Source organism: Paraburkholderia ultramafica (assembly GCF_902859915.1).
In the GTDB taxonomy this organism is placed as follows: Bacteria; Pseudomonadota; Gammaproteobacteria; order Burkholderiales; family Burkholderiaceae; genus Paraburkholderia; species Paraburkholderia ultramafica.
Genome location: NZ_CADIKK010000068.1, coordinates 1 through 14,715 on the forward strand (window position 1 = coordinate 1; position 14,715 = coordinate 14,715).

General features: G+C 59.8%; 13 protein-coding genes and 6 pseudogenes. 9 read left to right on the plus strand and 10 right to left on the minus strand.

Annotated elements, in window-relative coordinates; all coding sequences use genetic code 11:
• Nucleotides 1-94 precede the first annotated feature (94 nt).
• Nucleotides 95-388, minus strand: a pseudogene (locus HV744_RS34805) (hypothetical protein); the annotation flags it as partial.
• A 386-nt stretch (nt 389-774) separates the two neighbouring features.
• Here HV744_RS34805 and HV744_RS38635 point away from each other — a divergent pair.
• From HV744_RS38635 to HV744_RS34835, 7 genes and pseudogenes are all read left to right on the plus strand, one after another.
• Nucleotides 775-939, plus strand: a pseudogene (locus HV744_RS38635) (TetR/AcrR family transcriptional regulator); the annotation flags it as partial.
• Between the two features lie 78 nt (nt 940-1,017).
• Nucleotides 1,018-1,428 carry an IS66 family insertion sequence element accessory protein TnpA gene (gene tnpA, locus HV744_RS34810; RefSeq protein ID WP_175153810.1) on the plus strand — a complete coding sequence of 137 codons (411 nt, stop codon included), beginning with the start codon at nt 1,018-1,020 and terminating at the stop codon, nt 1,426-1,428.
• Nucleotides 1,422-1,769, plus strand: coding sequence for an IS66 family insertion sequence element accessory protein TnpB (gene tnpB, locus HV744_RS34815; protein ID WP_175153811.1), 348 nt, complete (start codon nt 1,422-1,424; stop codon nt 1,767-1,769). The genes tnpA and tnpB overlap by 7 nt, the downstream gene beginning before the upstream one ends.
• A gap of 65 nt (nt 1,770-1,834) precedes the next feature.
• Nucleotides 1,835-3,358 carry an IS66 family transposase gene (gene tnpC / locus HV744_RS34820; RefSeq protein WP_175153812.1) on the plus strand — a complete coding sequence of 508 codons (1,524 nt, stop codon included), beginning with the start codon at nt 1,835-1,837 and terminating at the stop codon, nt 3,356-3,358.
• A 14-nt stretch (nt 3,359-3,372) separates the two neighbouring features.
• The gene (locus HV744_RS34825) at nt 3,373-3,861 is read left to right on the plus strand and encodes a hypothetical protein (RefSeq protein WP_175153813.1); all 489 of its coding nucleotides are present in this window, start codon (nt 3,373-3,375) and stop codon (nt 3,859-3,861) included.
• A 30-nt stretch (nt 3,862-3,891) separates the two neighbouring features.
• Nucleotides 3,892-4,260 carry a calcium-binding protein gene (locus HV744_RS34830; protein WP_175153814.1) on the plus strand — a complete coding sequence of 123 codons (369 nt, stop codon included), beginning with the start codon at nt 3,892-3,894 and terminating at the stop codon, nt 4,258-4,260.
• 117 nt (nt 4,261-4,377) lie between these two features.
• Nucleotides 4,378-4,977 (plus strand): annotated as a pseudogene (locus HV744_RS34835) (TetR/AcrR family transcriptional regulator); the annotation flags it as partial.
• Nucleotides 4,978-5,387: 410 nt separating this feature from the next.
• On the opposite strand, the gene HV744_RS34840 reads toward HV744_RS34835, so the two are convergent.
• From HV744_RS34840 to HV744_RS34870, 7 genes and pseudogenes are all read right to left on the minus strand, one after another.
• Nucleotides 5,388-5,738, minus strand: a complete 351-nt coding sequence (locus HV744_RS34840) for a transposase (protein ID WP_246279353.1) — start codon at nt 5,736-5,738, stop codon at nt 5,388-5,390.
• A 38-nt stretch (nt 5,739-5,776) separates the two neighbouring features.
• Nucleotides 5,777-6,066: pseudogene (locus HV744_RS34845) on the minus strand (transposase); the annotation flags it as partial.
• Between the two features lie 90 nt (nt 6,067-6,156).
• Nucleotides 6,157-7,551, minus strand: coding sequence for a heavy metal sensor histidine kinase (locus HV744_RS34850; RefSeq protein WP_175153816.1), 1,395 nt, complete (start codon nt 7,549-7,551; stop codon nt 6,157-6,159).
• The gene (locus HV744_RS34855) at nt 7,548-8,072 is read right to left on the minus strand and encodes a response regulator (RefSeq protein WP_175153817.1); all 525 of its coding nucleotides are present in this window, start codon (nt 8,070-8,072) and stop codon (nt 7,548-7,550) included. The genes HV744_RS34850 and HV744_RS34855 overlap by 4 nt, the downstream gene beginning before the upstream one ends.
• Nucleotides 8,073-8,190: 118 nt before the next feature.
• A complete protein-coding gene (locus HV744_RS34860) occupies nt 8,191-9,417 on the minus strand; it encodes a multidrug effflux MFS transporter (protein WP_175153818.1) in 1,227 nt (408 codons plus the stop codon).
• A 427-nt stretch (nt 9,418-9,844) separates the two neighbouring features.
• Nucleotides 9,845-10,657, minus strand: a complete 813-nt coding sequence (locus HV744_RS34865; protein WP_175153819.1) for an IclR family transcriptional regulator — start codon at nt 10,655-10,657, stop codon at nt 9,845-9,847.
• 210 nt (nt 10,658-10,867) lie between these two features.
• Nucleotides 10,868-11,434 carry a VOC family protein gene (locus HV744_RS34870; protein WP_175153820.1) on the minus strand — a complete coding sequence of 189 codons (567 nt, stop codon included), beginning with the start codon at nt 11,432-11,434 and terminating at the stop codon, nt 10,868-10,870.
• 137 nt (nt 11,435-11,571) lie between these two features.
• On the opposite strand from HV744_RS34870, the gene HV744_RS34875 reads away from it, so the two are divergent.
• On the plus strand, nt 11,572-12,423 hold the full coding sequence (locus HV744_RS34875; RefSeq protein ID WP_175153821.1) for a fumarylacetoacetate hydrolase family protein: 852 nt from the start codon (nt 11,572-11,574) through the stop codon (nt 12,421-12,423).
• Nucleotides 12,424-12,586: 163 nt separating this feature from the next.
• Here HV744_RS34875 and HV744_RS34880 read toward each other — a convergent pair.
• Nucleotides 12,587-13,275: pseudogene (locus HV744_RS34880) on the minus strand (IS6 family transposase).
• A gap of 131 nt (nt 13,276-13,406) precedes the next feature.
• The gene (locus tag HV744_RS34885) at nt 13,407-14,069 is read right to left on the minus strand and encodes a TetR/AcrR family transcriptional regulator (protein ID WP_175153822.1); all 663 of its coding nucleotides are present in this window, start codon (nt 14,067-14,069) and stop codon (nt 13,407-13,409) included.
• A 232-nt stretch (nt 14,070-14,301) separates the two neighbouring features.
• Here HV744_RS34885 and HV744_RS34890 point away from each other — a divergent pair.
• A pseudogene (locus HV744_RS34890) lies at nt 14,302-14,607 on the plus strand (IS6 family transposase); the annotation flags it as partial.
• Between the last annotated feature and the right edge of the window lie 108 nt (nt 14,608-14,715).

Consider the following 14,715-nt stretch of genomic DNA (forward strand, 5'->3'; position numbering starts at 1 on the left):
CAGGTGCGGTGAATTGCACTGTCATCGTCGCACCCGGAAAGGAATGTCCGCCGCGCCGGCCATGACGGGGACGTCGGCCAACCGCCATACCGCGTCAGCGGTTTTGTTCAAGTATCCTTATCAGATACCTGTCTGAACGAGCGATTTCCGTGACAGTCAGGCCATACCATGCGGCACTGTGTTCCTTGAGCAAAATCCGATGACACGCTGCTTGCATCTGATGCCTGGGCAGCGCGAAATGCTGCCGGATCGGACCGGAACTGGCGAGAAATGCCTGCGTGCGATGCGGATCGCGAAAGCCGCACATCTGCCGTTCGCGCCTGCGGGTCGGCTGGTGGCTGTTCTCGGCACGGTTGTTCACGCGTGCAGCCGCTCTGACGAATACGTGCCAGCGAACCGCGCAACTGATGACGGCAGCTGGGAAGCGGTGGTCGTGATAAAGCGATTTCGTCTTCTTCATCGCTCGATTCTACCGCCGTCTACTTCCAACCTGACAGCGCCGTTGCACCGACAGGTCCGCAACCTACCAATAAAACGTCAACCACTGATGGTACTGCCCCAATCGGCAGACGAATCTGGCCATGCTGGCTCGACGGTGCGGCGCCGTCCTTTGCTGCTGTCTCCATAGTCACTCCATCTGTTGTTTGTCGTTTGTTGTATTTGTCTGTAAGGCTGACCCTCAGTGGGATTAGTTGATATTAAACTCATTGTTGAGTGTTTGGTCAATATAGACATTAGAATCTATACTTGGGTGTGACCAAATTTGGACCCAACATGTCGACCATTACAAATCGCCGGACAGCAAAGCGTCCCACCCGTGCGGCGCCAGTTGCCCCGGTTGCCGTTGCCGAAGAGCGCGAGCCGCGCGGTGCGCGCCGCAAGCGCGAGACGCGTGCGCGTCTGCTCGACGCTGCCCTCAGGCTAATGGCCGAAAAAGGGTATCCGTCAGCGCATCCCGTCTTGAACGCACGTAGGCGCGGTGCGAAGGTGTAGCCATCGTAACGACGGAGCAATGCGATGGAGAACACCACGGGAGAGACTGTATCGACGGGCACGCGACGGCCTCGGCAGGGCGAGGCGTTCTGGCGAGAGATGGTCATGGCATGGAAAGGAAGCGGACTTGGCGAGCGTCACTTCTGCCGTGAGCAGGGACTTGCCGTCAGTACGTTCGATCTGTGGCGCAAGAAACTGTCGAACCTGGAGGATGAAACCGAGCGTCCACTGACGGTCACCCCTGACGCGGCGTTCGTCGTTTCCCATGCAGGCATCGGGGCGCCGCCAGCGGTGCCATCACCAACAGTGGACAGTTCGTCTACGCGTGATCGGGTGACGCTGTCACTCGCCGGCGTTCGCATCGAACTGACGGGCGCGTTCGCCGAGCGCATCGTGCGCTTCGTGCTCGGGCAGCTTGGAAGTGCGCGGTGCTGATCGCCGCCGACGTTCGTGCCTACATCTGCCGTGATCCGGTCGACATGCGCAAGTCGATCAACACACTGTCGTATCTGGTCGAACCGCTGCTTGCACAGAACCCTGTCTCGGGCAATCTGTTCGTGTTCGTCGGTCGGGACCGCACGAAGGTCAAGTGCTTATATTGGGATCGCACCGGTTTCGCGCTCTGGTACAAGCGGCTTGAACACGGACATTTTCCATCACCGTCGTCACTCGCCCAACGCGGCTTCACGCTCGCTGAACTCAACGCCTGGCTGGAAGGCATCGAGATCCCGGCGCGCGAGCCGCATCGCGCCGTCGCGGTGACGCACGTGAGCTGAACTCGCTGTCGCCTGCGCAGATACAACGCTCCCCGATCTTGTAAACGTAGCGCGAGTTGGGCATCATGGTAGCCATGCCGCCCACCGCCATCACTGTCGCGGAATTGCCGGTCGAGCCCGACGCGCTGCAAGCCTTCGCGCTCGAACAGAACCGGCTGGCATGCGTGCTGTGGGAGCAGCTGGAAGCGCTGCAGCACCAGATTGCCCAGGCGAACCGCGCGCGCTTCGGCGTCAGTTCCGAGCGGCTGGCGGCCCAGGCGGAACTGTTCGATGCCGCCATGGAGTTACCTGTTCCGCCCGAGCCGGCCGAGACTCCGGTCGCGGGCCATACCCGCAAGGGGCGTCCGGCCCTGCCGAAGGACCTGCCGCGCAGGCGTATCGAATACGATCTGAGTGACGAACAGAAGGCCGCGTTCGACGCGCTTGAGCGCATCGGCGAGGAGCGCAGCGAGACACTGCACTACGAGCCGTCCAGGCTCACCGTCATTGAGCATATCCGTTTCAAGTATGCGGCGAAGAAGGATGGTGAGTCGACCATCGTGACCGCAAGCGCCCAGCCTTCGCCGCTGCCGAAGAGCAATGCGAGCGCGAGCCTGCTGGCTAACGTCCTGGTCAACACCTACGTCGATCACCTGCCTTTGAACCGGCAGGAGATGCGCTATGCGCGACGTGGTGTGCACCTGCCCCGGGCAACGCTGTGCGAATGGAAGCTGGCGGCAGCCGAACTGCTCGAAGTGCTGCTACCACCGCTACGGGCTCACCAGTTGCAGGCTCCCCGTATGCACGTGGATGACACGACGCTGCCGTTGCTCGAGAAGGGTCGCACGGCGACGCGCACTGCGCGATTATGGGGTTATCTTGGCGCAGGCCAACGCGAGGAGAACGGTGTCTGGGTCGACCACCCGCCGGCGGTCGTGTTCGAGTTCGCGGAATCGCGCTCCGGTTCGCATCCGCTGCGGTACCTGCAGAAGTACAACGGTTACCTGCAGGCGGACGCATACAGTGGACATGGCGCACTCTACGAAACCGGAGAAATCGTCGAGGTCGGATGTTGGGCCCATTGCCGCCGACGCTTCTTCGAAATCGCGAAGGCGCAGAGCAAACCGGGACTTGCGGCGCAGGCGCTGCAATGGATTGCCCGACTGTATGCAATCGAGTCGCGGATCAAGGACCAGACGCCCAACATCAAATACGCTGCGCGGCAAGCCGAGGCGCTGCCGATCCTTGCGCGGTTCCGGCAATGGATAGAAGGCAACGCCATCGGTTTGCCGGGGCAGGCGCCGCTCGCAAAGGCGTTCGGCTATGCGTTACGTCACTGGCCGGCGCTCGTTCGCTACACTGAGAGCGGTATCCTGCTGCCAGATAACAATGCCCTTGAGCGGCAGATCAGGCCGATTGCCCTCGGGAGGGCGAACTGGCTCTTCGCGGGCTCCCCGCGTGGCGCCCGAGCGGCGGCCACGATGTATTCGCTGCTCGGCACAGCTCGCCTGAACGGTTTCGAGCCGTACGCGTGGCTCAAGGACACGCTTGAGAAGCTGCCGTCGTATCCTGTCAATCGCGTGCACGAACTGTTGCCGCTCGCCCGTTAAACACCCTCACATTCATGGACATTCTCGACTCACTTCGGCAGGCGCCCAGCGCCGAACTCTATCGCCTTTATCTCGCCGTCGGAAAAATGCTCGATGATCCCCGACGCATTCTGGAAGTACGGCAGCGCCTGCACCTCGGCATGACTATCGGTTATATCGCCGACAACCCGCTGGTCCCTCCATTGCAGGGCACCGTCGTTGAGCTTCGGCAAACACAGGCGGTCGTTCAGGACAATGCGAGCCGGCGCCGCTGGGCGCTACCGTACGCGGCGATCATTCCCGATAGCGCAGCCCCGATTCATCCCGAACCGGCACCGCCACCGCGCGCACAACGCGAAGAGTTCTTCGTCGGCGACACCGTCGGTTTCACCGACAAACACCTGAGCGAGCGTGTCGGCACCATCGTCAGACTCAACCCGAAAACGGCCTCGATTGCCGTGACAGATTCCGAGGGTCACTGGCGCGTTTCCTACGGTCTGCTGCGGCGTATCGTCGATCTATAGCCCCATCAACACCAGTCGGAAGACAACAACATGGCCAAGCCCAGGATCGACGCAAAACGTGAACATCGCATTGAGATGGAAGTGGTGGTCGACGCCTATACCGAGGAAGAGCGGGCGATGTCGTGGTACTGCTATCTGGAAGAACAGCTCTCCTTTCCATTCGAGGCCGGCATTCGCCAGGCAATGGCGTCTTCACCACTGCACCCGGGTGAACACGTCTCGGTCACCGGACTCGCTCATGAAGACCTGTGCCGGGTTGGCATCTTCGTCTGGGCTCGCTGGGGCCAACGTGACGTGGTGGCACCCCTGGCTCAGATCGTCCCGGTGAACAGCGATAAACCGACACGACTCGCCGTCGCTGACTGGCACTACTGGCACGATCAAGGTTACGCGTTCTGACATCCAGAGAGCCGTCGCACTGTCGCAGCGGGATCTCGCTCACCTCGTTCTGATCTCTCGCAGCGTTGTTGGTCTCGTACTAAATTCCAACTTCTGACGGGGTACGCTGACGGATACGAAAAAGGCATGGAGGGCGTCGCGATCAATGAAATTACAGAGGCCGCCGATGTCGGCTTTGGATCGTTCTACAACCACTTCGAATCGAAAGAGGCGATTTACGCGACGCTTGTTGACAATGTGTTCGAGGAATTCGCGAACACGCTGGATCGGCTCGCCGGGGGCCTTTCCGACCCGGCCGTGGTGATCGCCGTCTCCGTGCGTCATACGGTCCTGCGTGCGCGGCACGACCCTGTGTGGGGACGTTTCCTGATACGTGAAGGATTTTCAGCGCGTGCGATGAGCCGCGGGCTGGGCCAGCGGCTGCTGCGCGACATCGGTAACGGTATTGCCGCGAAGCGCTTCGTGGTCGCCGACCCGTTCATCGGGTTTCTTGCGGTAGGGGGCACGGTCCTTTCTGCGATTGCCGCCGAGCTGAACTTTGTCGCTCCGGGTGCACCCGCGGCAGGTGCACTCGAGGAGCTTGGCTTTAGCGGGGAGCACTTCCCTGAGCGTACGGCAGCAATGCTGTTGCAGACACTCGGGCTCAAGCGCGCGGAGGCGGAAAAAATTGTAGCGCGTCCGCTGCCGGTCGTGGAGGAGACCGTCGAGGCGAATTGAGGTCGGATAACGGTGGCGGTACGGTCCTGACCGTTCCGTCACCGGCCAGCGATGATGCTGCTCCCCCTCCCCGTCTCGTTGACCCAGGCATCCGGTTTGTCCGCGCCGAATGAATTTTGAGCCACCGCGCCGACCGAGCTTTGAGCCGGGGTGGAGACCGGTCTGAAGCAGGACCGGTTGTGGATAAGTGTATGGGTTTGCGGAGTGCTTGTCCTCCTTCGCATGAGGATGTATTGCGCAGTGGAAGCTGCGAAGGGCGTAGCCCGTAGCGGCTCGGATGCGCCCGACCAGATCGGCGTCGCCGCACGCGCGTGTCGATGGGCCGCGCACGATCCACGCGTAATAACCGCTGGCGGAGATCTGCAGCAGTCGCGCCATCGTCGCAACGGGCAAGGTGGCCTGGTTCGCTTTCATGAATTCGAACCCTTCTCGGGCACCGTTCCGGTCTCCCGTGCAAACCAGGCCGCGGCTTTTGAGAGGATCTCGCGCTCAAGCTTGAGCTGACGGTTCTCGCGACGAAGTCGCGTGAGTTCTTCGCGCTCGGCCGTAGTCAAGCCGTCATGCCGCTTGCCGGCGTCGCGATCGGCTTGCGCCACCCAGTTATAGATCGTTTGTGCGGTGGGTTCGAACTCCCGAGCCATCGCCTCGGGTAATCGCCCTGCCTTGACCAGCTCGACGATCTGCGCCCGAAATTCGGGTGGATAGGGGCTGCGATGCTTTCCCATGATGGCCACCTCCTGTTCCAAAGGATAGGTGTCCACGAAACCAGGTCAACTCCAATACGATCGCGAGCTGCTCGGTAGCTGTTGCCGGTTTTGGTGATGCTGCCCTGTCGGCGTTTGCCTCCCGACGAATGCTCGGATGGTGTCACGCAAGGCCAGGCCATCAGCTGGCGCGGGTGTTGGAAGCGGGACAGGTCGCCCACGTCTGAAGCCATCCCGACGGCGGTGACGAACTGGACGCCCGTATGGCCTGCAGGGCAAGCACCACTGGATAGAACCGCCAGGAGATCACCGCTTCGCGTGGGGCTGTTTCCAGACGGACGCACTGCGCGAACCGGTCCTCGATCGTGCGCCGGTGTTCGTCAAAAAAGCAAGGTGCTGCCAGGCAGCTGGCAAACGAGGAGCGGCCCAGTTGCCTGGCAGAATGCGCGAACATCAACAACGACGGCCTCTGGACTCAAGCCGGGTGCGGGAAATACAACGAAAATGTAGTACTGTCGCCACCACTCACGACGTCTACCTTGCCTCGATGCAGCTCCATGATGGATTTCACGATCGCGAGACCCAGGCCGGTGTTCTTTGCTGACCCGTGTCTTGAGGAATCGATCCGGTAAAACCGGTCAAATATCTTGTCGATATGCTCTTGAGGAATGGGCTGACCTTTATTCGTGACCTCGACAGTCGTGTATTCGTGCGATTGATACGCACGCAGTTCAATGACGGATCCCGTCACCGCATGGTCCAAGGCGTTGGAAATCAGGTTGCTGACCGCACGTCTAAACATGGTTGGATCAACAAAAATCTGCACGTTTCCATCGATGACGAAGCTGACGCCTGCCCCTTCGGCAATGACCTGAAAATATGAAGTGAGCCTGGCGAGTTCGCTTCGACAGTCGACTTCGCTGATCTTGAGGTGCTGTTCCGAGTTGTCGCTCCGCGCGAGAAACAGCATGTTCTGGACCATTCGCTGAAGGCGTTCGCACTCTTCAATATTGGACTCGATCAGGATCTCATACTCCTCCGTCGTCCTCGCGCGGGACAGCGTAACCTGAGATGAACTGATGATGGTCGCCAACGGGGTCCGGATATCGTGGGCCAAGTCCGATGAAAACTGCGCCAGGCGCGAGAACGCGTTCTCCAGACGGTCGAGCATCCGATTGACCGACAGCGCGATTTCTTGCAATTCCGTTGGACCGGCACTCATATCGAGGCGTTCGTTCAAGCGGTGTGCTTCAATGCTGGCTGTCTGACGCCCAATCGTTTTCACAGGCGAGAGACCACGTCTCGCTATCGCATAACCCAATGTGCCCATTAGAATCGTCCCGAATGCGACAGCCAGCCAAACATCTTCTTGATAGGTCCCGAGTATCGATTGCCGGGCCGCTCCCACGTGCGCGAGCAAAATGCGAATCTCTTCTCCGGAGGGTAAGGTTTCGTCTGCGAAGATGCAGCGGGAGGATCCGATGGCTGCGGGATGACATGAATAGGCTACGTGCTGATACGGGGACCCCGGCCCGACAGATTTCAGCTCATGCATAGCCGTATTCGAGCGCTGGACCAGGATGTCACCGCGCCCGTCCAGGATGGAGAGATGCACGGCTGGATGCGACTTCAGATCTTCATGGAACCCGGCGCTATTTCGAAGCAGCGCCTGTGTTGAACCGAAGTTGTGAGCCTGTTGCAGGTACTCATCCAGCTTTTCGGCGATCTCACTATCATCGCGCCGTTGAAGTTCTTGCGCCAGTGAGTGATACAGAAAGCCACTCACCAATGCAAACACCAACAGCGCAACGGTCGAAATTGCTATCGTCAGTCGCTTGAGCAGCGAATAGGGTCTGGCCGAGGCAATCACGATCTGTCCTCGAGAACGTAGCCCATGCCCCGAACGGTATGCAGCAATTTTTTATCGAACGCAGTGTCGATTTTCGCGCGAAGCCGTCTGACGGCAACATCGACCACATTCGTGTCGCTGTCAAAGTTCATGTCCCAGATCTGCAAGATATCTCGCGCGACGCGCGGGGCACGACGCATGAGCGAGCGAATCCTTGCGAGAAATTCGGCGTAAGCAAATGGCTTCGCAAGGTAATCGTCAGCGCCCAGTTCGAGACCGGCGACCTTATCTTCGACCGTGTCTCGTGCGGTGAGCAATAGTACCGGCGTCTGCTTTTCCGCCCGCAAGCGTTTGAGCACCTCGCGTCCATCCAGCTCCGGGAGCATCACGTCGAGCACGATCAAATCGAAATCTTCGTGTAACGCGAGGAAAAGCCCGTCTCGTCCGTCCGCCGCAACAGCAACGGTGAAGCTTGCTTCCGTTAGCCCCTTTTGAAGGTAGGACGCCATCTTCGGCTCGTCCTCAACGATCAATATCCGCATTGCAGATTTCCTCTTCTGACCTTCGGCCCTTTGGCCCTTCATTGGAAGGGCGTCGTTTGATGACCGCATACGATGATACTATCGTGACAATTCGGCTTTGTTCGACAAGGCGGCCCCTTCACCCCACTTGAGATACGGCGTAACGCTGGCGTTTCTGATCGGGGCGTAAGACGAGAAAATAAACGGCCAGGGTCGCGACGCTGCAGCCCGCCATCATGCCAGTCATTGCCAGCGACGAGTGTCCGTTGAAGAAGAACGGCACGAGCGCGCTCGCCGCGGCGCCCATCAACATCTGGATGCAACGCAACACGGCTGACGCTGCGCCGGCAACCTCGGCCATAGGCTGTAGCGCTTCATGGACCGCATTCGGTCCAAGGACACCGTAACTGGCGTTATTCAACACAAGCAAAGGCAGGAGCCAGTACAGCGAGTCGCGGCCGCTCAGCGACACGAGCAGCAATGCCATCGTCGCGCAAACGGATGCGGTCAAGCCGACTTTCAGCAAGACGCTTGAGGGGATACCGCGCCCGCTCAAGCCACCGTTGAGCAGCGAGCCCACGATGGTTCCCGCGCCAGCACAGGCGAATGTCATGCTGAAGGCGAAATTTCCCAGGCCCATGCCCTTCAGGATGACGAGCGGACAACCGGCGATAAACGAGAACATGCCGGCGAAGCTGAATGCGTTAAGCAGCACAAACCCGACAAACGATCGGTGCGACAAAAGATCCCCATAGGTACTGACCAGTTCACCGGGTGTAATGCCCGAATTCTCGTTAGCTGCACGCGTCTCTGCGAAGCCGAACCAGATCACGGCGAACAGCGCGACTCCAGCCGCACCGAGCAGTCCATAGATACCACGCCACCCCGTCAACGCAAGAAGCGCCGATCCGATTGACGGTGCGATCAGCGGAGCAATACTCAAGACCAGCGTCACATATGACAAGCGGGTGCGTGCGTCGTTGCCGCTAAACGAATCGCGGATGATCGCCAACGGCATCGCCGCGGCCATGCCGGCCCCCATTCCCTGGAGCAGGCGGCCACCCAGGACAAGCGCTATCGTCGGCGCCAGCGAGCAGGCTATGCCCGCCAGGCCATACACGGAGAGTCCGGCAAGCAAGAGTGGCCGGCGACCAAAACGATCAGACAGCGGACTAAACGCGACCGGGGCGAGCGCAAATCCGAGTAGAAAGACGCTGAGCGTTAGCCCCGCATTACTGAGGGAAGTCGACAGGCTGTCGGCGATGTCCGGCAACGCGGGCAGTCCCATGTCCGTGGCAAGCGGGGGCAGCGCCGACAGGGCACCAAGCATCAGGATAAAAGCAGAAGACTGGCGCGAGAGAGGCATATTCGAAATCGAGAAAGAGCCAAAGGTAAGGGGTTACACCGCGCAGGCCCCGTAACGGACTGCGCGCGCGGGGATCCCGGTCTCGGTGTCCAACGAATAGCTTTGTAGCAGGAAGCTTTAGCGCAACCGCAGCCGCGAAAAGACCCGGCGAGCAACTTTTTAGAAACCTCGTCGGTCACCCGCTGCGGATCACACGTCCGGAAAGACTGCACGCCTTCCCTCAGACTTGCCGTTTCGAGGGCTAGCATGTCTGCCGGCAACGGCGTGCCGGCGCGCGCCGAAAACGCGCGGATGCAGGCGATGATCTGGTCGAGCTTATCGTTTCTGAACGCGTTGAACCTCGCGATGAATCTGATGAGAACGCATGCGAGTCTTCCAGAACGATTGAATTGCACTGAACACGCGAACGACGGTCCGGCGGTGTCAACTAAGCGGACCGCCTGGCTCGCGATGCGGCGTGCGACGAAGCTACGGCCCCGGTCCCCCGGCTTTCGATGACCGCACGCGTGCGCTGCGAGGTTCGCGCCGATGCCTCCTGGATCGATTCGACGAGACGGTCCAGATTCGCAAATTCGAGTCGCTGGGTCGGCACGATCAAAGCAAGTGCGCCGACTGCTTCACCGGAGTCGTCCGTGAACAGCGGTGACGCGATGGCGGAAATGCCGTTTTCCAGTTCGTCCCTCGAGAGATAAAATCCCGCCCGTCGGATTTTCAAAAGCGACGCACGGAACTCGTCGAGTGTCGCCCCAAGGCCGCCTTGCGCGATCTCGTCAGGATATTGATCAAACAAGACCGCAAGCTTGGCCTTCGGAAAGGTGCACAGGATTGCTTTCGGCGCGGCGCCCAGAAACAGGGGGCGAGGACGGCCCCGGCCGTATCGCAGATCGAGCGCCGCGTCGTGCGTCTCCCGATGCGTGTCAACCAGTTCGTATCCGTACCATCGCGACATCACCACATCGAAGCCTGCGTGTTCGCTCAACTCGCGCATGATCGGCTGGCCAACCGCAAGCAGTGGATCCGACATGCGCAGGTGGTAATCAAGCTTGATGATGCGCGGACCGAGACCATAATCTCCGCCTGCGAACCGGACGAGCAAACCGGCATCCACGAGTTCGCGTACATAACGATAAGCTGTAGGAGCCGAGCAATCGAGTTCGGCAGCAACATCCTCGACCGACAAAAACGGCCTTGCCTGCGAAAACAGATCGAGTATGGATAAAAGTTTCGTGATGCTCGACATCTAGGCGCCAGGCTCCTTGTGTGTGTGAGTGGATTATATCCACAGGCGAATTCCCCTTCACAGCTTCGACGGCCGACGGCGCCCTGACTGGCGCACGCCCGGACGCGCCCATCAGCGACTCGCGTCAGTCAACCCCTTTAGCTCAGCGCAGCGCGATGCGCCGGCCCGCTCGCCAATCAGCCTCAGGCCAGTCAACACGAAACGACGCGTTTACGCAAGCCCCATGCGCTCGGCCATTTCTCCCTGCCATGCGCTTCGCGGCCTGAACCCAGGCAGCTCGCGTGCGTGCTGTTCAACGGCGGCCATCAGTTCCGCATCGGGCAAGTGGAAGTCGACTGGCACCCGCATCGGCTGATCGACGTACCACGGCGTGTCGATGTACAGCTCAAGGCGGTTGCCTTCGGGATCACGTGCATAGATCGAAATCGCATTGCCGTGGGTGACGGGGTTGATTTCCTCCAGGCCTTCCGAGACAAACCGCTGGTGAAACTGCCTCAACGTGGCGAGGCTGTCCGCTGTGAACGAAATCTGGTTGATCGGATTGAACACCAGATGCTCGGGGCGACCGCTCGCGAGCACGATCTGGTGATGTACCGCGGGATCCCGGCTCAAGAACACCAACTGTACAGCGCCGTGCGGCGTCGGCAGCATGCCGCGATCCGTCACGGTGAATTCCATCACTCGCGTATAGAAGTCCTCCACTCGCGCCATATCGCTCACATAAAAGCCCATGTGACTCAGCGACAGGCCAGTTCGCGCTTGCTTCATACCGTTCATGCTTGCCTCCAGGTAGTGATAAACCCTGACGAAAAACACGTTATATATTTAGTTTATTCTCAAATTAAGATAAATGCACGATATTTATAGGGTTCACCGCGTTGATCGCGTCAACTTTTTATCTACCCGGAGCATCAATGAAACTCGCCAGCTTTTCCACCCACCTCGGCCCCTCGTTCGGCATCGTTCGCGATGAAATGGTGTTCGACCTCGGCAAGCGTCTTGGCGGCCGCTATGCCGACCTGAGGGCGCTGATTGCCGCCAACGCATTGGGTGAGGCCGCGGCGGCAGCCGAAGGCACACGGGGCGACCACCCGTTGTCGGAAGTGACGCTGCTACCGGTGATTCCGAACCCGGAGCAGATCTTTTGCGTGGGACTCAATTACGCCGACCACGTTAAGGAAACCAATCGCGAAACCACCGAGCACCCGGTCATCTTCATGCGGGTGCCGGCCTCGCAAGTTGGCCACGACCAGCCAATGCTGCGTCCGCCCGAGTCACAGAAGTTCGACTATGAGGGCGAGATCGCCGTCATCATCGGGCGCGGCGGACGGCGCATCGCCGAGGCCGACGCATGGGATCACATCGCCGGCTACGCCTGCTACAACGACGGCTCCGTGCGCGACTGGCAGCTTCACACAGGCCAGTGGGGGCCGGGCAAGAACTTCTATCGCACCGGCGCATTCGGGCCGTGGATGGTGACGAGCGACGAGATTGAACCCAATGCGCTGATGACGCTCGTCACCCGTCTGAACGGGCACGAAGTGCAACGCGCGACGACCGCGATGCTGATCCACGGCATCGCCAAACAGATTGCCTACCTGTCGACCTTCACGCCCCTCGCTCCGGGAGATGTGATCGTGACCGGCACGCCGGGCGGCGTCGGCGCGAAGCGCACGCCGCCGCTGTTCATGAAGGGCGGTGACGTAGTGGAAGTGGAAGTCGACCGGATCGGCGTGCTGTCCAACCCGATTGCGGACGAAGCATAAAAAGTCGCAGCCGGTCGCGTTCGCGGGCCCGGCGTCTTATCAGGAGGAGCCAGGGTATTGTCACGTTGTTCGATAGACGGACAAGCAGGGACATCGAAAGCGTGAACGCGGTCGCTTACGCCGCCTTACGGGCGCACGAAGCCCTTTCCCAGGCCGCCATGGCCTAGTCGCGCATCTCGCGTTTTTGCCGCGCACTCTGGTTGTGGCTGCAGCCCATGAACAGGTTGGAAACCTGCGCGTGAACGGACGTGAACCGTTGAAGGTGACGCGCCGATTTGAAACGCCGCATCACCTTCTCGCGAACCCGCGTCGGCTCGTGCGAATTTTCGGCCCGATTGTTCAGCCCCTTGTGCTGCCGGTGCTCGACGTTCAGTCCGATCTCGTTGTTCGCCGCCGCGTAGCTGCGCAGTTTGTCTGTCACGATGACCCGCGGGCAACCGTGACGTTTGAGTAATTTGAGCATCAGCCGTTTCGCCGCCGCCTTGTCGCGCCGGCTTTGCACCAGCACATCGAGCACTGCGCCATGTTGATCGACGGCTCGCCAGAGCCACTGCCTGCTGCCGTTGATCGTCACGACCACTCGTCGAGGTGCCACTTGTCACCTCGACGCAGTGCCGTGCTCCGGATCCGCTTCGCGATCGCCAGGCCAAAGTGCGACGACCAGCGGCGCAGCGTTTCGTACGTGAGCTCAATGCCACGCGCAGCAAGCATCTCCTCGACCATGCGCAGGCTGAGCGGGAACCGGTAATACAGCCAGACCGCGTAGCTGATCACGTCCGGCGGAAACCGGTAGCACTTGAACGAAATCGTCGAGTCGGCGGACGGCAGATGGGACACGGATTCTTTCTTCATGCCCCATTATATTTGGGTCGCGCCGGCAACGTGACAATACCCCGGGGGCTTACCTTCTACGAGTTAGTTCTGCTGGGCCACGGTCGCGGATCTTGCCCGCGCTCGCAGGTGGCCCTCGAACGTCCGCGGACTCAAACGGGCACGCCCCCACGATGTTCGTCGCAGAGTTTTTCTTCCGGCTGTCGCCACAATACGCACGAAAGAAATCCCGCAAGCACTGTCTGAATCACCTTGCCGCTCACCATCTGCGGATTGCACATTCTGAGGAACTGCACACCATCGCACAGGCTCACCAAGGCAACCGCGAGAGCGTCTGCCTGCGAGGGCAGGGGCAGCGGCCTGCCAACGCGCTCCGAAAAAATGCGGATATACGCACTGACCTGACCGAGCTTTTCGTGCTGGAAGGCATTAATGCGCTCCTGAAAGCCGGTATCTCGGCACGCGAGTAGCGTGGCCTCCAGCCAAAGTGGAAAGCATTCGTGTTCAAGAAAAAATTGGCTGTAATACTCGATGGCGCGCTCGTTCATTTCCTTAGGCGTGCCGCCCTCTTCCATGATCTCCTGAAGATTCGCCCGCGCCCTATCGTGGTCTCGGCGCAACAACTCGATCAGTAGTTCCGGTTTGCCGCCGAAATTTGAATAGAACGCGCCGCGCGTATAGCCAGCCGCCTCAGCAATGTCCTCCACACTTGTTGCAGCCAACCCCTTTTTAACGAACATCTTCCGCGCTGCCTCAAGCAGGCATTCTCGTGTCTGCGCTCTGCGCTGTGCGTGTGTCAGGCGTTCCCTCTTCATGGCATAACGTACTGGTCGGGCCGGATCTGCCGTGCCGCCAAAAATAGGCGCGCTTGTCAGATGACGGCTTTCACAATGATTCAGTCGACAACGGATTTGGCCGTCTCACGGCCTTTATTTGACATTAAACTCAATAGTGATATATATGTCAATACGGGCAACAAATACAGGCTGTGTCGCATTAGCGCGGAAACGCTGAAGTGCGGGCTAAGGAAAACGCATCGTCTCCACGATGAAGAATGCATTGAAGCCAAAAACGACCCTTGCTCCGGGCATTACCAAGGTTCTGAAGCGGCTTCACTATCCGCTTGATGTGATCCTGATGTGCGTGCGTTGGTATGTGGCCTAAGGGCTGAACCTGAGAAATCTGGAAGAAATGATGGTTGAGCGTGGCATCGATGTCGATCATTCAACCGTGCACCGGTGGGCGGGAAAGCTGCTGTCCGTGCTTGAAAAGGCGTTCCGGCGTCGCAAGCGCCCGGTCGGCAAGAGCTGGCGCGTGGACGAGACGTATATCAAGGTCAAGAGACAGTGGAAGGCAGTATGACTTTCCGTGAGGCAGGGGCTGGCCAGCCGTAAGGAATCGGACGCGGGTTAGCATTGCTGCCAGAGCCGCACGGTGTGGACAGGGCCACACCCGGCGATT